The following is a 19,598-nucleotide window of genomic DNA, read 5'->3' as shown; positions in this document are numbered from 1 at the left end:
GGCGCTGCGGCGCCAACTCACGAGGATTGCATGAGCAAGCAGATTCTGATTCTTCCCGGCGACGGCATCGGCCCGGAAATCATGGCCGAAGCGGTCAAGGTGCTGACGCGTATCGATACCCAGCACACTCTTGGCGTCACCCTGGTGTACGACGAACTGGGCGGCGCCGCATACGACAAATACGGCAGCCCGCTGGCCGACGAAACGCTGGAGCGTGCGCGCGCTGCCGATGCCGTGCTGTTGGGCGCGGTCGGTGGCCCGCAGTGGGACACCATCGATCCGGCACTGCGTCCGGAACGCGGCTTGCTGAAGATCCGTTCGCAACTCGGCCTGTTTGCCAACCTGCGCCCCGCGTTGCTGTATCCGCAGCTGGCCGATGCCTCCACGCTCAAGCCCGAGGTGGTGTCCGGATTGGATCTGCTGATCCTGCGCGAGCTTACCGGCGGCATTTACTTCGGCCAGCCACGCGGCACGCGCACGCTGGACAATGGCGAGCGCCAGGCCTACGACACGTTGCCTTACAGCGAAAGCGAAATCCGCCGCATCGCCAAGGCCGGTTTCGAGATGGCCCGCCTGCGCGGCAAGAAGTTGTGCTCGGTCGACAAGGCCAATGTGCTGGCGTCCAGCCAGCTGTGGCGCGCCGTCGTCGAAGAAGTGGCCAAGGACTATCCAGATATCGCGTTGTCGCATATGTACGTGGACAACGCGGCGATGCAGCTGGTGCGCGCGCCCAAGCAGTTCGATGTGATCGTCACCGACAACATGTTCGGCGACATCCTCTCCGACCAGGCCTCGATGCTTACCGGGTCCATCGGCATGCTGCCCTCGGCTTCGCTCGATGCCAACAGCAAGGGCATGTATGAGCCCTGCCACGGGTCAGCACCGGACATTGCCGGGCAGGGCATTGCCAACCCGTTGGCCACGATTCTGTCGGTCGCCATGATGTTGCGTTACACCTTTGCACAGGCGGCAGCGGCGGATGCGATTGAGGCAGCTGTTGGTAAGGTGCTCGATCAGGGACTGCGCACGGCCGACATCTGGTCGGAAGGCACCACCAAGGTGGGCACGGCTGCGATGGGTGATGCAGTGGTGGCTGCGCTGTAACGGCTTGCGGGCCAATTCGGCTTGGTCTTCAGTGTCCACGGCGAGCCGCCCTTGTTGGCTTTGCTGAGGGCTTTTGATTAGAGAGGCGGCCATCGTTCGTTGGGGCGGTGGCCGCTTTCTTGTCTGCGTCTCACGATACGAGTGCAAGTGCAAGTGCAAGTGCAAGTGCAAGTGCAAGTGCTTGCGTGTGTAGTTGTGTACGTATGGTGCACTTGCACTGCACGTTGGCCGTGTGCGCGGCGGTGGGTCCGGCCCCGGGACACGCCGTGAATCCGTCCATGGAGGCTCAGTGGCGGCATCCATGCCGCCACATGGTCCCGCCGCCAGACCCACCGCCGCTCTGTCGTTATCGCGCTGTCCGAGCGAAGAGCGAAGAGCGAGGAACGAAGAGCGAAGGGCTGCTTGTGTAGCTTCTGCTCAAGCTATTTCGAGGCAAAAATGCAGTGCGCCGCGTGCAGAGATGCACCTGTGCCGCTCGGCTGCGCAAATAATGACGAAGCCATGTCTACGTAGGAGCGCACTTGTGCGCGATGAAGCCTTCCCATCAATCCCATCGTGCACAAGTGCACTCCTGCAAAACGCTAGGTCCAGGTGCCCCATGCCGCATACGTGGATGGCCGATAGTGGCCTGTTCGCCTCTCCAGCAATCGTGGCAGGTCAGCACGTCGCGCTGCAGGCACGCCTTAATGATCAGCAACATTTCTCCGCCACGCTGACCGCGAAATGCACCACGGGGCTGCGAGCGCCTTTGCTGATCGGTTATGCACAGCCATGCAGAAACCATGACCTCGTAGGAGCGCACTTGTGCGCGATGAAGCCTTCCCATCAATCCCATCGCGCACAAGTGCGCTCCTACGAAACGCAAGGGAATGGCCCGTGATGGCCTTCTCCCACCGCAAGCAGGCGCGAACATGCTGGTTGCTGTGGCAAAGAATCCACTCGCCGCTGCGAGCTAGCGTCATCACCCTCCTTGAGCACCCAAAAACTAGCGGAAGCACAAACGCAAAACGGCCAGCGTATGACTCGCTGGCCGTTTTACTAACGTCATCGTGTCGCCGACGCTGTACCCAAACCGCGCGTTACGCCACCGCCGCCGTCTTCCCCGCCACCACGCCACGCTCGCGCTGACGCAGCAGGCGGTTGGCAACATCGAGCCAGGCCAGGGCACTGGCCTCGATGATGTCCTTGCTGGTGCCGGTGCCTTCGTATTCCACGCCGTCGTGGCGCACGCTCAGGCTGGCTTCGCCGCGGGCATCGGCGCCGATGCCTACGCTGTGTACCTGGTAGCTGTCCAATTCCAGCTTCACACCGGTGGCCGACGCCAGCGCGCCGAATAGCGCGTCTACCGGGCCATTGCCTTGCGCCGTTTCTGCAACGCGATTGCCGTCCGGGTCGGACAGCTCAACCAGTGCATTGGCGCGGCTGCCGACATCGCTGATGGTCATCGAGGCCAGGCGGTAGCCTTCCTGCACGGTGGCGTCCTGCATCAAGGCTTGCAGGTCGGCGTCGGTGACGACGCGCTGCTTTTCGCACAATGCCTTGAACTGTTCGAACACCAGCTTGGCCTCATCTTCCTCCAGCAGGTAACCCAGCGCGCGCAGGCGCTGTTCCACTGCCGCGCGGCCGCTGTGGCGGCCCAGCACCATCTGCGACGACTCCCAGCCCACATCTTCCGGGCGCATGATTTCGTAAGTGCCGCGGTGACGCAGCATGCCGTGCTGGTGGATGCCCGATTCATGCGCGAACGCGTTGCCGCCCACCACCGCCTTGTTGCGCTGCACCGGCATGCCAACCAAACGCTGCAGCAGCTGCGAAGTGGAGACGATGCGCGGCGTATTGATTGCGGTGTCCAGGTTGTAGAACGCACCACGCACCTTCAGGGCCATGGTGATTTCTTCCAGCGCGCAATTGCCGGCGCGTTCGCCGATGCCGTTGATGGTGCATTCCACCTGGCGCGCGCCGCCTTCGATTGCGGCCAGCGAGTTGGCAGCCGCCAGGCCCAGGTCGTTGTGGCAGTGCGTGCTGAAGATCACCTTCTCGGCACCTTCGACGCTGGCGATCAGCCGCGAGAACATGCCGCGGATTTCTTCCGGCGTGGTGAAACCCACCGTGTCCGGCAGGTTGATCGTGGTCGCACCTGCGGCGATGGCCACGCGTGTCACTTCGGCCAGGAAATCTTCTTCGGTGCGCGTGGCATCTTCGGCCGAGAACTCGATGTCGTCGATGTAGCCGCGCGCCAGCGTCACGTGCTTGTGCACCGATTCCAGCACCTGCTCGCGGCTCATGCGCAGCTTGTGCTCGCGGTGCAGCGGGCTGGTGGACAGGAACACATGCAGGCGCGGGTTGGCGGCCGCTTCCAGTGCACGGGCAGAGATCTCGATATCGGCCTGCAGGCAGCGCGACAGCACCGCCAGGGTGGGGCGGCGCAATTCGCGGCCCATCATCGCCACCGCTTCGCGGTCGGAATACGAGCTGGCCGGGAAACCGGTTTCGATGATGTCCACGCCAAGCGCGTCCAGCGCGCGCGCCATGACCAGCTTTTGTTGGGGCGTCATGCTGCAGCCGGGGGATTGCTCGCCGTCGCGCAGGGTGGTGTCGAAAATTCGGATATGCGGGGTCTGGTTGGATACGGTCGTGTTCACCAGGAAGACTCCTCTACTGCGATGGCGGTGACAGGCGTTGATGCGACTGCGGATGGGCGGGGAATAGCAATGGATGGCGGTGATGCTTTGGTGCTGCGTTCGTTGCGGAGCCGCTCGGTATTGCGACGGCGCGGCTTGCGTGGCGGACGCGGCCGCACCTCGGATAACAGGGTGGCCAGGACAGTCGCGTCGATATTACCGCCAGAGACCACCGCACATTTACGTTTGCCGGAAACACGGCGACCGGCGGCCAGCGCGAGTGCGCCGGCGCCTTCGGCAATGACGTGCTCTTCCAGTGCCAGACGCACCAGCGTCTCGCGCAATTCGGCCTCGCGCACGATCACCACGTCGTCGAGCAGGCTCGAGCACAGACGACGGGTCAGGAAGCCGGGAATCTTGACCTTCACGCCATCGGCCAGGGTGGCGACCGGGGTGATTTCGCGCAGGTCGCCGCGCACGGCGCGGGCCATGGAGTCCACGCCTTCCACCTGCGCGCCGACGATGCGTACGCCCTGCGACTTCAGCGCCAACGCCACGCCGGAGGCCAGGCCACCGCCGCCGATCGGCACGATCACCACATCCGGTGCATGCGCGGCCAACTCGATACCCACCGTGCCTTGTCCGGCGATCACATCCGGGTCGTCGAACGCAGACAGAAAGCGATAGCCGTTCTGGTCGGCCAGCTCGCGCGCAAAGGCGAAGGCTTCGTCGTAACTGTTGCCGTGCTGGCGCACCGTGGCGCCCCAGTGGGCCACGCCGGCGATCTTGGTCTGCGGCGCACCGTGCGGCATCACCGTGATGGCCTGCACGCCCAACCGATACGCCGACCACGCCACGCCCTGAGCATGGTTGCCGGCCGAGGCGCAGATGACCGGGCGCTCATCGCCGCGCTCCAGTCCGGCCAGCAGCGCATTCAATGCGCCACGTACCTTGTAGGAGCCGGTGCGCTGCAGATTTTCCAGCTTCAGCCACACGCCGAAGCGTTCGGCGTAATGCAGTGGTGTGGGCGATAGGTACTTGCGCAGGCGTGCCTGCGCGGCCAGCACGTCGGCCACGCTGACGGCGACCTCGCCTACGTCTGGCTCCTGCGTGGTCGGGCGGCCGGAATCAGGCATTGCGGCACGCGCGCGGCCGATCCGGAAGAAGACACCTCCGAACAGCCATCTGGTCATCCCGCGAGGTCTGCAGGCTCATGCGGCGGCCTCCACCGAGTCCAAGGCCGTGATCGCCACCGACTCGCAGTCGTACACTTTTTCCAACTGCAGGCGCAGCGTTTCCGGCGGGCGCGTGCTGTCCACGTCCAGTTGCAGATGCCAGCGGCCGGCATCGTCCGGCGCGGCGGCGCCCTGGATGGCGCACGGGCGGAAGCCACGCCGTTCGGTCATGCCGATCACGCGCACCAGCGCGCCTTCGGCCGGCTTCAGCACCAGATCAAGCCGGTAACGCATGAGGGGTCTCCTTGGCCGCATGTGCGGGATTGCTGTCCAGCATGGTGCTGTTGGCGTTGTTGGGCGGCACCAGCGGCCACACGTTGGCGCGTGCGTCGATGGCCACATGCAGCAGGCCCGGGCCGGGCTGCGCCAGCAACTCGGCCAGCGCGGCGTCCACATCGCCGCGCGCAATGATGCGCTTGGCCGGGATGCCGAATACCTGCGCCAATGCGGCGAAATCCGGGTTGTCGGAGAGGTCGATCTCGCTGTAGCGCTCGGCGAAGAACAGTTCCTGCCACTGCCGCACCATGCCCAGCGAGCTGTTATCCAGCAGCACGATCTTCACCGGCAACTTGCAACGCGCAATCGTCACCAGTTCCTGCACATTCATCATGAAGCTGCCATCGCCGGAGACCAGCACCACGGTGCGGTCCGGGCAGGCGAACTGCGCGCCCATCGCCGCCGGCAGGCCGAAGCCCATGGTGCCGAGCGCGCCGCTGGTGAGATGGTTGCGTGGGTGGTTGAAGCGGCAATGCTGGGCAACCCACATCTGATGCTGGCCGACATCGCAGGCAATGATGGTGTCGGCCGGGGCCACTTCGCTCAGGCGCTTCAGCAGTGCCGGTGCGTAGATATCGGTGCCCGGTGCGTCATAGCGCGCGCCGAACTTTTCACGGTTGGCAAAACACCGCGTGCGCCAGGCCTGGCAATTGGCACGTGCCGCGCTCAACGCCTTCAGGCTGGTGGCTACATCGCCGGGCACCGCCACATCGGCGGTGCGCAGCTTGGAAATTTCATACGCGTCGGCATCCAGGTGGATGACGCGCGCAAATGGTGCAAATTCGCTCAGTTTGCCGGTGGCGCGGTCGTCGAACCGGGCGCCGACCACCACCAGCAGATCGCATTCCTGGATGGCCATGTTCGCCGCGCGCGTGCCATGCATGCCCAACATGCCCAGGTAGTCCGGATGGGCGTGCGGCAAGGCGCCCAGGCCGCGCAAGGTCAGCGCGGTCGGCATGCCGGTGGCTTCCACGAAGCGGCGGAAAGCCTCCACCGCACCCGCCAGCGCAATGCCGCCACCGCCGTAGACCACCGGGCGTTCGGCGCTGGCGATCGCCGCCAACGCTTCGGCCAATTTGGCGTCCTGCGGCGCCGGCGGAGGCAGCACCTGCGCCGGCACGTGGTCGGGCAGATGCGAGGCATCGGCAATCTGCACGTCCTTTGGCAGGTCGATCAGCACCGGCCCGGGACGCCCTTCGCGTGCAATCCGAAACGCCTCGCGCACCATCTCCGGCAACTCATCCACGCTGCGCACCAGAAAGCTGTGCTTGACGATCGGCATGGTCATGCCGAACACGTCCAGTTCCTGGAACGCATCGGTGCCCAGCAACGGCGTGGCGACCTGGCCGGTCAGGCACACCATCGGCACCGAGTCGAGCATGGCGTCGGCAATGCCGGTGACCAGGTTGGACGCGCCCGGGCCGGAGGTGGCCACGCACACGCCGACACGGCCACTGGCACGGGCGAACCCGTTGGCCGCCAATGCGGCACCTTGTTCGTGACGCACCAGGATGTGCTTGAGCTTGGAATCCACCAGGGCGTCGTAGAACGGCATGATGGTGCCGCCCGGATAGCCGAACAGCGTTTCCACGCCCTCGGCTTCCAGGGCCTGCGTCAGCCAGCGCGCGCCATTGCGGGGCTTGCTGTGTGCGGAGGTGTTCATGCGTTGTGCGGACCTTTCGGTTAAACGGTGGGGGAGGCGGCGGCGTTACGCCGCCTGTTGCTTGGCAGGTGTAGCGGCGGCCTGCTGCTCACCATTGAGCCATACCATCTTGGCGCGCAATTTCTTGCCCACTTCTTCGATCGGGTGCTCCAGATCGGCCTGCTTGAACTTGGTGTAGTTCGGCAGGCCGGCTTCGTATTCGGCCACCCAGTTCTTGGTGAAGGTGCCGTTCTGGATGTCGGTCAGCACATCTTTCATGCGTGCCTTGGTGCTGGCATCGATGACGCGCGGGCCGCTGACGTAGTCGCCGTACTGCGCGGTTTCGGAGACGAACTCCAGCATGCGGGTGATGCCGCCTTCGTAGAACAGGTCCACGATCAGCTTCAGTTCGTGCAGCACTTCGTAATAGGCGATTTCCGGCTGATAACCAGCTTCCACCAGCACTTCGAAACCGGCCTGCACCAGCGAGGACGCACCACCGCACAGCACCGCCTGCTCGCCGAACAGATCGGTTTCGGTCTCTTCCTTGAAGGTGGTCTTGATGATGTTGGCGCGCGCGCCGCCCAGGCCGCCGGCGTATGTGAGCGCGAACTGCTCGGCCTTGCCACTGGTGTCCTGGTAGACCGCATAGATGCACGGCACGCCGCGGCCGATTTCATATTCGCGACGCACCAGTGCGCCCGGGCCCTTCGGCGCGACCAACACCACGTCCAGATCCGCGCGCGGCTTGATCATGTCGAAATGCACGTTCAACCCGTGCGCGAACAGCAGGCAGGCGCCCTGCTTCATGTTCGGCGCAATGACCTCTTCGTAGAGCTTCTTCTGCACCATGTCCGGGGTCAGCACCGCGACCAGATCAGCGGTCTTTACCGCTTCGGCCGGCGCAACGACGGTGAAGCCATCGGCCTGGGCCTTGGCTTCGGTCGGGCCACCGGGGCGCAGGCCAACGGTGACGTCGAAGCCGGAATCGCGCAGGTTCAGCGCATGCGCGCGGCCCTGGCTGCCGTAGCCGATGATCGCGATGGTCGGTTGGGTGTCGTTGCTCATTGAAAATCCTTGCGGTGTGGGCAGTGGGAAAGGAATCAGCCGGCAGTGGAGATACGTACTGGCCGAACAAAGCGGGGAATCACAACGGCGTCGTCCATGCAGGGATGCACCTCGCCGCGTGTTGCGGCGTTGCTGAAGCACTCTGCGGTGGTGGAGATGGCGTTGTTCATGTCATTCGAAACTTTTGGTGGTCCCTGAAACGCGAAACCCCGCGCCGTTGCCGGTGCGGGGTCTGATCGAAGCCTTGTGTGTCTGTTGCCTACACGAAGCCGCGTCCCGCACCGGTTGGCGAGGTAATAAGTACGAGCACGAGAAGCGACGCCGGCACGCCGATGGGCGCGGGCAGTGAAGCGTTCAAGGTGGCGGTGCGGTGCGGCATGGACCTGAGATAACCACCGCCGCTGCGGGGGTGTCAACCCTTGCGGCTGAAACTTCGGTCATCGTACGAAGTGGCGCGCGCAAAGCCCCGCCACAGCAGCATGGTTACCGCTGAAACCGCAGCGACGCGCGGTGCGTGGCTGCAACCGGCGTCACCAATTGCGCGACTTCTGCGATCGGTTGCGGCGGTTTGGACGTGGCGCGCTGGTGCACTGGTATCGTTGGCAACTCATCATTGATGTGCTCCTGGGGGCTCCTGCCATGCGTTGCGTACCTGCCTTGTTGGTGTCTGCTCTGGTGCTGCTCGCGCCACCGTCTGGTGCGGCCGACCGCATCACCGGGCAACCTTTCGCCACCCGCTCGGAAGTGATCGCCCCGCATGCCATGGCCGCGACCTCGCAGCCGCTGGCCACGCAGATCGCACTGGATGTGATGAAGGACGGCGGCTCGGCGGTGGATGCGGCGATCGCTGCCAATGCCGCACTGGGCCTGATGGAGCCGACCGGCAACGGGGTGGGCGGGGATCTGTTCGCGATCGTGTGGGACCCCAAGACCAACAAGCTCTACGGCTACAACGGGTCGGGCCGCTCGCCGAAGTCGCTCACCCTGGCCGAGTTACAGCGCCGGGGGTTGAAGGACATTCCGCCGACCGGGCCGCTGCCGGTGTCGGTGCCGGGCGCGGTGGACGGCTGGTTCGCGTTGCACGGGCGTTTTGGCCGCAAGCCGATGGCGCAGGACCTGGCGCCGGCGATCCGCTACGCGCGTGAGGGACACCCGGTTGCCGAAACGATCGCCTATTACTGGGACCGCTCCGTGCCGCGGTTGTCGCAGTACCCCGGCTTCAAGGAGCAGTTCACCCTCGACGGGCATGCCCCGCGCAAGGGCGAACTGTGGAAGAACCCGAACCTGGCCAATACCTTGCAGCAGATCGCCGATGGCGGGCGCGACGCGTTCTATAAGGGCGAGATCGCGCGCACCATCGGTGCCTACTTCAAGGCCAATGGCGGCTTTCTGAGCTACGAAGACCTCGCCAGCCACCAGGGCGAATGGGTCGAGCCGGTCAGCACCAATTACCGTGGCTATGACGTGTGGGAACTGCCGCCCAACAGCCAGGGCATCGCGGCGTTGCAGATGCTCAATATCCTGGAAGGCTACGATTTTTCCAAGATCGGCTTCGGCTCGACCGAGCATGTGCACCTGTTCACCGAGGCCAAGAAGCTGGCCTTTGCCGACCGCGCACGCTTCTATGCCGACCCGGCCTTCCAGCCGGCGCCGCTGGCCAAGCTGATTTCCAAAGACTATGCCGCGCAGCGCCGCGCGTTGATCTCGATGGACAAGGCCTTGAAGGAAGTGCAGCCGGGCACGCCCAAGCAGCTGGAGGAGGGCGACACCATCTACATGACCGTGGCCGATGCCGACGGAATGATGGTGTCGCTGATCCAGTCCAACTACCGTGGCATGGGCAGCGGCATGGCGCCGCCGGGACTGGGCTTCATCCTGCAGGATCGCGGCGAGATGTTCGTGCTGAAGAAGGACCACCCCAACGGCTACGCCCCAGGCAAGCGCCCGTTCCAGACCATCATCCCGGCGTTCGTCACCAAAGACGGCAAGCCGTGGCTGAGCTTTGGCGTGATGGGCGGGGCGATGCAGCCACAGGGGCATGTGCAGATCGTGATGAACCTGGTGGACTTCCATATGAATCTGCAGGAAGCCGGCGATGCACCGCGCATCCAGCATGAAGGCTCCACCGAGCCCACCGGCCAGGCCACGGCGATGAGCGATGGCGGCGAAGTCAATCTGGAGACTGGCTTCTCCTACGACACCATCCGCGGGCTGATGCGCAAAGGTCACCGGGTGATCTTTGCCGACGGACCTTATGGCGGCTACCAGGCGATTGCGCGTGATCCGGCCAGCGGCGTCTATTACGGCGCCTCGGAGAGCCGCAAGGACGGGCAGGCCGCCGGTTACTGAGCGGCTGCACGCGAAGATGCACGCTCAATTCCACGCCGCGCGCGCCGCTAACGTGTTCGATGGATTCGGAGGAATCCCATGAATTCGATGCAACAGTCCGATCTGCCGGCGCATGCGCAGGCAGCACTGCTTCCCGATGCACCGGTCGCCTTGTTGCGGCTTTCGGCCGAGGCATGCCTGGTGGCCTGCAATCGCGCCGGGCTCGACGTGCTGGGCATCACCGCCGCCGCGCTGCAGGGCGCGCCCGCCACGCTGCTGTGGGGCTTGAACGCAGCCGATCTGGTCGGCGAAGAAGGCGTGTGGGCCGCTCCGGGCGATGACCCGGCGCGCCGCGTGCGCTACACGCGCGACCGCGTGCATGGCGGGTGGCTGCTGTCCTTGCCGCACGTGGAAACCGCCACCTTGCTGCGCGAGGCCATACGTCTGGCCGAAGACAGCCGCCCGGTGCCGATCTCGCCACTGCTGCAACCGCTGGTGGCCCGCCTGCAGGCCGAGCACGAGGACCGCACGGTGCTCGAACGCACCGCGCAGGCGCTGGCCGGCTGCGAGCTTGAACTGCTGCTCCCTGCTGGCCTGGCCGAGACCGAGATGGGCCGCCGGCTACAGGCGGGTTTCGGCAATCTGGCCGAAGCGATCCGCCAGGCGGTGGCCTTGTCGGTACAGATCGCCGCCGAAGTGCCGCCGCTGGTGGCCGAGAACGACGAAATGGTGCGCCAGTCGCAGGCGCAGACCGAAGCGCTCGATGGTGCGCGCATCGCAGTGGAACGGCTGGCGACCAACCTGCATGACGTCAACGCCGAGCTGGCGCAGGTGATCACGCTGGCCGGTAGCGCGGATGAAAGCGCGCGCCAGGGCATGGCCGCGGCGCGTGCGCTGGGCCAGGCGATGCAGGAAGTGGAACGGCGCGCCGCACGCGCGGGCGAGGTCATCGAAGTCATCGACTCGGTCGCCTTCCAGACCAATATCCTTTCCATCAACGCGAGCATCGAAGCCGCACACGCCGGCGATGCCGGACGCGGCTTTGCGGTGGTCGCCACCGAAATCCGCCGCCTGGCCGAACGCGCTGCGGCGGCTGCGCGCGATGTGCGCGCAATCCTGGCCGAAACCAGCGCGGCCATCGGTGAAGGCGCCGCTTCCGCGCGCGGCACCGAAGCCGTGCTCGACGGCATCACCGGCCTGCTCGGGCGTGCCAGTGGCGCGATGACCGCAGTGGCCGGTCGCATCCAGGCGCAGGATGGCGAGATCCGCGGCATCGAAAGCGCCGTGGATGGCGTGGTGGCACTAGGGCGCAGCAATCTGCAGCATGCCGCGCATGTGGCCGAACGCAGCGAAGCGCTGGAGCGCGGCACCGAAACGCTGCGTGACTGCGTGGGCCTGTTCCGGCTGCCGGCCGATCCGTTGCAGGTGCCACGGCATGCGCGGGTCAAGGAACTGGCGGTGGCCACCGCCGGGCGCATCGGCACCGCGTTGGCGCAGGCCATCGCGCGCGGCCAGATCGACGAAGCGGCCTTGTTTGCGCGTACCTACACGCCTATTCCCGGCGTGGAGCCGGCCAAGTTCAGTACGGCGTTCGATGGCGTCTGTGATCAGATTCTGCCTGCCTTGCAGGAACCGTTACTGGATGCGCACGCGTGGATCGTCTTTGCGATCTGTGCCAATCCCGACGGCTATGTGCCCACCCACAACCTGCGCTTCACCCAGCCGCTGACCGGCGATGCCAAACGCGACCTGGTCGGTAACCGCACCAAGCGCAAGTTCACCGACCGTGTCGGCCGCAGTGTCGGCGCGCATACCGACCCGTACCGCCTGCAGGTCTATCGCCGCGACACCGGGCAGATCATGTTCGACCTGTCTGCGCCGATCTTCGTCGGCCGCAAGCATTGGGGCGGCCTGCGCGTGGGCTACACGCTGGAGTAACCGCAGCCGCGCTTACTGCGGCGCGCTAGAGGCCGTGCTGGCGGGCGATGCAGGCACGGCGTTGCCCAACTGCTCGGCAAGGAAACGTTCCAGCGTGCGATAGAACGCAATTTGATTGGCGTCCTTGTAGAAACCGTGCCCTTCTTTTGGGACGGCCATCCACTGCGGTGCATTGCCACTGCGCGTCAACGCTGCACGCAAGCTCTTGGCCTGCGCGAATGGCGCACGCTCGTCTTCTTCGCCGTGTACCAGCAACACCGGGACCTTGATGCGGTCGGCCAGGCTCACCGGCGAATGCGCCGCAAGATCGGCGGCGTCACGGCCGATGGCGCGCTCCAGATAATTGATGCCGTAGTCGCTGCGGTTGATGTCGCCCTTGCTGTACATCATCTGCAAATCGTAGATGCCGGCCAGGCCAACTGCGCAGCGGAACAACTCTGGCGCCTTGACCTGCACCATCATCGCTGCATACGCACCAAAGCTGGCGCCATAGCTGCAGATGCGTGACTGATCGGCCAGCCCTTGCGCAACCGCCCAGCGCACGCCGTCGACCAGATCGTCCTGGATGCGTTCGCCCCACTGCCGGTAGCCGGCGCGCTCGAAGTTGTGGCCGCGGCCGTGGCCGCCACGGTAGTTGACCTGCAACACCAGATAGCCGCGGCTGGCCAGGAACTGCGCGTCGGTATCGAACGCCCAGCCATCGCCGTCGGCATGCGGGCCGCCGTGCGGCAGCAGGATCATCGGCAACCGCGTGCCCTTGGCGGCAGTGTTCGGCACGGTCAGCACACCATCCAGGGTCAAACCATCGCGTGCCTGGAAGGTCACCATGCGCCGTTCGCTCATCTGCGCCGGCTGCAGCGCGTTGCGCGCCTTGACGACCAATTTGAGGGTATTGCTCGTGCGGTTGAAGATGTACCAGTCTCCGGCATTGCGATCGCTATAGGCGTGCAGCAAGAGGCCGTTGCCGTCTTCGGTGAAATTGATGAAATCCACGTACTGGCCGGCCAGCGTTTCACTCAGGCTGCGGTGCAGTCGCGCTTCGGCGCTGTCGTCGAGGTACTGCAGTTTCGGCTTTCCCGGCCCGAGCCTGGCCGCAAACGGCGGTTGCGGCATTGGCCCCCACTGCAAGTCGTCCACGGTGTAGAACGGGTCCGCTGCAAGCACGCTGCGTTGCTGGCCATCGAGCGTGCTGGACACCAGCGCTGCAGGCCCACCGGCGTCGTTGTACCAGCCGTACACGCGGCCCGGCTGGCTGGCAAATGCGAATGGGCGCCAGCTTGCCTGCACCTGTTGCAGGGCTGCCCAACCGTTGCCGTTACGGCGGTACAACAGTGAATTGTCGTTGTCATCGGTGCCGTAGGCGTACTGCGCGACACCGGCATTGTCGAGCACGAAGCGCAGGCCGGGCACGTCGATGTCGGCCATCAGCCGATGCGTGGTGGTCGTGGTGTCGACGTCGTAGAGCATCGAGTGGCGCGAATCCAGCGACAGGCGACGCATGTAGAAGTGGCCGTTGGGATGGGCCGGCAACCCTTCGATATAGCCGAAGCCGCGCTCCAGGCCGGCATTGCGGGTGCTCTGCAGGTAGCCGTAGACATAGCGCTGGTTGCTGCCATCCAGATCGGTGGCAATGATTTCGCCCATCGGCAGCGGTTCTTCCAGCGAGCCGAGCTTGCGGCCCTTGCCGATGACCAGCCGCCTGTCACTGACCCAGGCAATCCGCACCGGCAGCTCATAACGCGGCAGGCGCAGCATGGTGGTGGATTGCATGTCCGCAATCCGGTAGACCACCAAGGCGTAGCTGCCTTCGCCGAGATCGGCGCTCACCGCCAGATGTTTCCCGTCCGGCGACATCGATGGCGAGGAAATCGGGCCGGACTCGACGAAGGCCTCCGCCGGCGGCACGGGCTCGGCCCACGCCTGACCGCCCATCCACATCAACAGCATTGCTGCCGCCCAGGCACACCTCTGCGTTCCTTGCATTTGCGTCATCCATCCCCTGTTTGCTGAACGATAGCTAAGCGAGCCGGGTGGTGACAAGTAGGACGGCAAAAAAAAGCCACCGAAGATCGGCGGCAGGGAGAGAGAGCTGGTTTCTTGTTGTAATGCGGGCAAGCTAGTGCTATGGCGTGCCGTGCAAATGCCGGTGGATGCCGACGATTGCGTGTTGCATTGCAGGATGCGCGTCGCTTGTCGGCCGTGGCATGAACGCGGCGGCTTTGCGAGAGACACGCAGCGTTCCAGCTGCGTCATGCGGCCCGTCCGATCAGAAGCGCTGGGTGTAGTGGGGCAGCGTTAACGGCCGGGAAGGCGGACGCCGAGTCGAGCGAGTTGGCAACGGCGCTGAGCACCGCCGGCGAGTCGCGATCGAACAGGTTGTTGACGTCCACGCCCGCGGTGGTGTTCCACGGCACTGGCAGGACCTGCATGGCATTGAAGCTGATGGGGCGACGTGGTGATAGTTGCCGGTGTCATCCAGCAGCAGAGCCGCGCGTGATGATCGCCGCAGACACATGTCGCCCGCGCGGCGATGTGGTTTAATCGCCGCCGAAGTGGGGGTACCACAGCACTGCTGCGGTTGAGATAGTCCCTTCGAACCTGATCCGGCTCATACCGGCGTAGGGAAGCTTCGTTAGATGCGCTGCTCCGTGCCTGCACGGGCCTGCGCCATTGAGCGCCGCCGCTTCGTCCGCACTGCGACCCCTCGCAGCGCCAGCACCCTTGGTGCTGGCTTCTCAGCACACAGGACGAACGCCAATGAATGCCGCGCCCACCGTTTTGCTGCAACAGACCCAGACGCTCTCGGCAGCTGTGACCCAGCCGATTCCCGGTTCCCGCAAGATCTTCGTGCAAGGTTCGCGTGCAGATCTTCAGGTGCCGATGCGCGAGATCGTGCTGACCCGCACGCCGACGCTGTTCGGTGGGCAGGACAACCCGCCGCTGAGTGTCTACGACACTTCCGGCCCCTACACCGATCCGCAGGCGGCGATCGATCTTGCTGCCGGCCTTGCGCCGTTGCGTGCCGACTGGATTGCCGAACGTGGCGACACGCTGCCATTGGAGGCACTGAGTTCCAGCTTCGGTCGTGGTCGCGAGCATGATGCGCGGCTGGATGCAGTGCGCTTCCCGTCGCGACGGTTGCCACGCGTGGCGCGCAGCGGTGCCAATGTGACGCAGATGCATTACGCGCGCCGCGGCATCATCACCCCGGAGATGGAGTTCGTTGCCATTCGCGAAAACCAGCGGCTGGAAGCGGTCACCGATGCGGTGTTGCGCAAGCAGCACCCGGGCGAAGCCTTCGGTGCGGCAATCCAGCAGCGCATCACCCCGGAGTTCGTACGCGAGGAGATCGCGCGCGGCCGTGCAATTTTGCCCAATAACATCAACCATCCGGAAAGCGAGCCGATGATCATCGGCCGCAACTTCCTGACCAAGATCAACGCCAACATCGGCAACAGTGCGGTGTCGTCTGGCATTGCCGAAGAGGTGGAAAAACTGGTGTGGTCGATCCGTTGGGGCGGCGACACGGTGATGGACCTGTCGACCGGCAAGCACATCCATGAAACGCGTGATTGGATCATCCGCAATTCGCCGGTACCGATCGGCACCGTGCCGATCTACCAGGCACTGGAAAAGGTCGACGGCCGTGCGGAAGAGCTCACCTGGGAGATTTTCCGCGACACCTTGATCGAGCAGGCCGAGCAGGGCGTGGACTACTTCACCATCCACGCGGGCGTGCTGCTGCGTTATGTCCCGCTCACGGCCCGGCGTGTCACCGGCATCGTGTCGCGTGGCGGTTCGATCCTGGCGAAGTGGTGTCTGGCACATCACAAGGAAAACTTTCTCTACACGCACTTCGAAGACATCTGCGAAATCATGAAGGCCTACGACGTGGCGTTTTCGCTGGGCGATGGCTTGCGCCCCGGCTGCATTGCCGATGCCAACGACGCGGCCCAGTTCGGTGAACTGGAGACGCTTGGCGAGTTGACCAAGCTCGCCTGGAAGCACGACGTGCAGACCATGATCGAAGGGCCAGGCCATGTGCCGATGCAGCTGATCAAGGAGAACATGGACAAGCAGCTGCGCGAGTGCGGCGAGGCGCCGTTCTATACGCTGGGCCCGCTCACCACCGATATCGCACCTGGCTACGATCACATCACCAGCGCCATCGGTGCGGCGATGATCGGCTGGTTCGGCACTGCCATGCTTTGCTATGTCACCCCCAAGGAACACTTGGGCCTGCCCAACCGCCAGGATGTGCGCGACGGGATCATGGCCTACAAGATCGCCGCGCATGCGGCCGACCTTGCCAAGGGCCATCCCGGTGTGCAGGTGCGTGACAACGCACTGAGTAAGGCCCGCTTCGAGTTCCGCTGGGATGACCAGTTCCATCTCGGTCTGGATCCTGAGAAAGCCAAGGAGTTCCACGACGAAACCCTGCCCAAGGACGCGCACAAACTGGCGCACTTCTGCTCGATGTGCGGCCCGCACTTCTGTTCGATGAAAATCACCCAGGATGTGCGCGACTACGCGGCTGAGCACGGCATCAGCGAGGACCATGCGCTAGAGGCGGGCATGCAGGAGAAGTCTGGAGAATTTGTGGCACAGGGCGCACAGGTGTATCGGGCGTCGTAGCCGCGGGGCAGCATGCGGCTGCAGCGGATCGCTGTGGCCGCTTAAGAAAAGTTCAGTTTTGAATGGTGCAGATTGGCGCTTGCATCGCAAGTGCCGTCTGAAAAATTTTCGCGTCGAGGCAGCAATTCCAAGCAAATTCGGCGCGTCTAGCTGAATTGCAGATAAAAAAATCGCGCCAGAGGCGCGAAGGGTACGTCGTAATTGTTTGAATTCTTCGGCGAGAGAGAGAGCCTGACGTCGCCGCCTGTCATAGGAAGCAACGGTGCATAGCGTAAAATTTGCGCCAATTAGATGCATGACACAGTTGGTTGTCGTGCTTTGCTGAATTTGGCGTCTCGCGCAGTGTGCGTGATTGGTCTTGTTGTCCTTGCCGGCGTGTGTGTCCTTGTTGCCCATGAGTTCTTCCTCCATCCCTTCATCGTCCATGGGCCGGCTGCGCGTCGGTGTCTGCACGGTCGATGTGGCCTCGCGCGAAGTGCATGTTCCTGGTGCAAAGCGCACCCCGCGACTGGCGCCCAAGGCGTTGGCAGTGTTGCTGGCGCTTGCCCGGCAGCCGGGGCAGGTGGTGACGCGCGAGCAGCTGCTGGCCGAGGTCTGGCCGGACACGCTGCCGACCAACGATGTGGTGACACAGGCCATTACCCAGGTGCGCAAGGCGCTCGCCAGCGATGGCAGCGAACGCTCCGCGCATATCGAAACCATTGCAAAGACCGGGTACCGCTTGCTGGCGCCGGTGACGTGGGAGACGCCGGAGACCGTTGACAGTGCTGGTGCAAAGGCGGCGCCCCTGGACCCTGCGCAGTCACAGACAGATGCGAACGGCAACGCGCAGAGGGAAGACAGCGCCAGCGCACACGTGCTGATCGGTAGCGCTATTGATGCGAGCCCGGCACAGCCCGCTGCAATCGCTCAGCTGCCACGTGCCCGGCGCCGTGGCTTGGCGCTGGCATTAGCCTGCGTCGCCTTGCTGGTGGCGTTGGGGTTGGCGGCAAAAACCTTGTGGCAGCATGCATCCAGCACCGACGCAGTGTCGGTCGGCACGGTGGTGGGCAGTCCCAAGCGCCCGTACCAGGTGATCACCGCCGGTGGTGGCTTCGACCTGACGCCCAGTCTGTCGCCTGACGGGGCCATGGTGGCGTACGCGTCCCTGGTCAACGACCGCCCCGGGACCTCGATCCTGGTCAAGACCACCAATAACGCGTATCCGCGCGTGCTCGACACTCCGGGCCCCGGGGCGGCCGACCGGCTTCCGGCGTGGTCGCCGGATGGCCGTGCGATCGCATTCGAGCGCGATGGCGCAGATGGCAGCTGCCGCATCATGATTGCCGCCGCCAACGGCCAGGCCGCGGCCCACGAGGTTGTGCGGTGCGATGGCGCGGACATGCTGAGTTTCAGCTGGTCGCCGGACGGGCGCGCCTTGTTGTTCGGCACCATGACCGGTGCCCATGGCGCGCGGCGCATCCGTCGTCTGGAGCTTGAAACCGGGCAATGGCAGACGTTGGCGTACAGCGCGCACCCGGACGACTTCGATTACATGCCGCGGTATTCACCCGACGGTGCGTGGATCGTGTTCATGCGTAACCCGCAGATGGGCGACTTGTGGCGCATGCCTGCGCAGGGTGGTACCCCGGAACGGTTGACCGACGACATTGCCGAGATTCGCGGCTGGAGCTGGCTGCCGGACAGCAGTGGGGTGATCTTCGGGCGGCGCGTGGACAGCGAGGCGCGCCTGTACCGGCTGGAGTTGCACGACCGTAGCCTGCACGATCTTGGTGTGGACGACGCACAGGCACCGGATGTGGCTGGTACGCATGCCGTGTTCGTGCAGCGCAAGCCACAGTTTGGTCTGTATCAGGTGGTCCGCGACCCCATGAACGGCGGTTACCTGCGACGTCGTCTGTTTCCGTCCAATGGGCGCGACGATCAACCGATGATTGCGCCGGATGGCCAGCAACTGCTGTTCACCTCCAATCGTTCCGGCGCCTATGGCCTGTGGTGGGGCGATGTCACCAAGCCCGGCTCGGTACGCTTGCTCGAAGGATTGCGCCCGGACAGCCGGCAGGCCGCGGACTGGTCGGCCGATTCGCAGCACGCGTTGGTGACCGGCACCGATGCCACCGGCCGCCGTGGCATCTACGAAGTCACCCCTAGCAACGGCAAGGTCACGCGGCTGGCGGTGCCGCAGACGCGACCTTTGCAGGCGATCTACCTGCCAGACCCCAATCAACTGCTGGTGGTTGCGGCTTCGGACGACGGGCGAACCTCCGCCACCGTCTATGACCGCCGCACGCAACCCTGGCGCATGCTGAGCGTCTTGCCTGATGTATCGCAGCTGCGTCTGGACCGCGCCTCAGGCGAGGTGTTGTTCACGCGCTTGTCCACTGGCGGACTGTGGCGCATCGCGCCGTCGCTGGCCGCCGACACCTTGCAGCCGATCGATCGCACGCAGCCTTCGCGCTGGCGTTACCGCAGTTGGGCGCCGGGTGCGCATGCGCAGGTGCATTACCTGTCTTCCACAGACGCGTGCTCCACGCATGACAGTGAACTGCGCAGTGGGCAGCAGGGCCAGTGCATGGATGTTGCCAAGTACACCGCCATCAACGGCTTCAGCATCGATCAGCGCAGTGGCGCGATGTATGTGTCGCTGGCTGAGGAGGATGGCAGCGCCATTGCCTTCATGCCGCTACTCGCAACACCTGCCACCTCGCTCGGCATCGTCTCCAACCTGTTGTTCAAATTGAAGAAATAGGC

The 19,598-nt window shown here is 64.6% G+C and carries 11 protein-coding genes and 1 riboswitch; of the genes, 5 read left to right on the top strand and 6 right to left on the bottom strand.

What is annotated here, in order from left to right; genetic code table 11:
- Positions 1–30: 30 nt before the first annotated feature.
- Positions 31–1,104: a 3-isopropylmalate dehydrogenase gene (gene leuB, locus XCC_RS17255; RefSeq protein ID WP_011038427.1), complete on the top strand. Its 1,074-nt coding sequence runs from the start codon at positions 31–33 to the stop codon at positions 1,102–1,104.
- Between the two features lie 1,079 nt (positions 1,105–2,183).
- On the opposite strand, the gene XCC_RS17250 is transcribed toward leuB, so the two are convergent.
- The 5 genes from XCC_RS17250 to ilvC form a co-directional block, all read right to left on the bottom strand.
- A complete protein-coding gene (locus tag XCC_RS17250; RefSeq protein WP_011038426.1) occupies positions 2,184–3,746 on the bottom strand; it encodes a 2-isopropylmalate synthase in 1,563 nt (520 codons plus the stop codon).
- Positions 3,743–4,861 (bottom strand): threonine dehydratase, encoded by a 1,119-nt coding sequence (locus tag XCC_RS17245; RefSeq protein WP_011038425.1) that lies wholly within the window; start codon positions 4,859–4,861, stop codon positions 3,743–3,745. Before XCC_RS17245 ends, XCC_RS17250 begins: the two co-directional genes overlap by 4 nt.
- Positions 4,862–4,936: 75 nt before the next feature.
- Positions 4,937–5,194 carry an ACT domain-containing protein gene (locus XCC_RS17240; protein WP_011038424.1) on the bottom strand — a complete coding sequence of 86 codons (258 nt, stop codon included), beginning with the start codon at positions 5,192–5,194 and terminating at the stop codon, positions 4,937–4,939.
- Positions 5,178–6,899: an acetolactate synthase 2 catalytic subunit gene (ilvG, locus tag XCC_RS17235; protein WP_011038423.1), complete on the bottom strand. Its 1,722-nt coding sequence runs from the start codon at positions 6,897–6,899 to the stop codon at positions 5,178–5,180. Before ilvG ends, XCC_RS17240 begins: the two co-directional genes overlap by 17 nt.
- Before the next feature lie 45 nt (positions 6,900–6,944).
- Complete coding sequence (gene ilvC / locus XCC_RS17230; RefSeq protein WP_011038422.1) at positions 6,945–7,946, bottom strand: ketol-acid reductoisomerase; 1,002 nt, start codon at positions 7,944–7,946, stop codon at positions 6,945–6,947.
- Between the two features lie 639 nt (positions 7,947–8,585).
- Here ilvC and ggt point away from each other — a divergent pair.
- Positions 8,586–10,295 (top strand): gamma-glutamyltransferase, encoded by a 1,710-nt coding sequence (ggt, locus tag XCC_RS17225; protein WP_011038421.1) that lies wholly within the window; start codon positions 8,586–8,588, stop codon positions 10,293–10,295.
- A gap of 78 nt (positions 10,296–10,373) precedes the next feature.
- Positions 10,374–12,212 (top strand): methyl-accepting chemotaxis protein, encoded by a 1,839-nt coding sequence (locus XCC_RS17220; RefSeq protein WP_012437447.1) that lies wholly within the window; start codon positions 10,374–10,376, stop codon positions 12,210–12,212.
- A gap of 12 nt (positions 12,213–12,224) precedes the next feature.
- Here XCC_RS17220 and XCC_RS17215 read toward each other — a convergent pair whose 3' ends face one another.
- Positions 12,225–14,159 carry a S9 family peptidase gene (locus XCC_RS17215; protein WP_019237282.1) on the bottom strand — a complete coding sequence of 645 codons (1,935 nt, stop codon included), beginning with the start codon at positions 14,157–14,159 and terminating at the stop codon, positions 12,225–12,227.
- A 597-nt stretch (positions 14,160–14,756) separates the two neighbouring features.
- Positions 14,757–14,855: riboswitch (TPP riboswitch) on the top strand.
- A gap of 114 nt (positions 14,856–14,969) precedes the next feature.
- Between XCC_RS17215 and thiC the strand changes: the two genes are divergently transcribed.
- Positions 14,970–16,847: a phosphomethylpyrimidine synthase ThiC gene (gene thiC, locus XCC_RS17205; RefSeq protein ID WP_011038418.1), complete on the top strand. Its 1,878-nt coding sequence runs from the start codon at positions 14,970–14,972 to the stop codon at positions 16,845–16,847.
- A 394-nt stretch (positions 16,848–17,241) separates the two neighbouring features.
- Positions 17,242–19,596 (top strand): winged helix-turn-helix domain-containing protein, encoded by a 2,355-nt coding sequence (locus tag XCC_RS17200; RefSeq protein ID WP_011038417.1) that lies wholly within the window; start codon positions 17,242–17,244, stop codon positions 19,594–19,596.
- Positions 19,597–19,598 lie beyond the last annotated feature (2 nt).

The organism is Xanthomonas campestris pv. campestris str. ATCC 33913 (assembly GCF_000007145.1).
In the GTDB taxonomy this organism is placed as follows: Bacteria; Pseudomonadota; Gammaproteobacteria; order Xanthomonadales; family Xanthomonadaceae; genus Xanthomonas; species Xanthomonas campestris.
The sequence above is the reverse complement of the archived record's forward strand: the minus strand, read 5'-3'. Positions and strand labels throughout refer to the sequence as shown.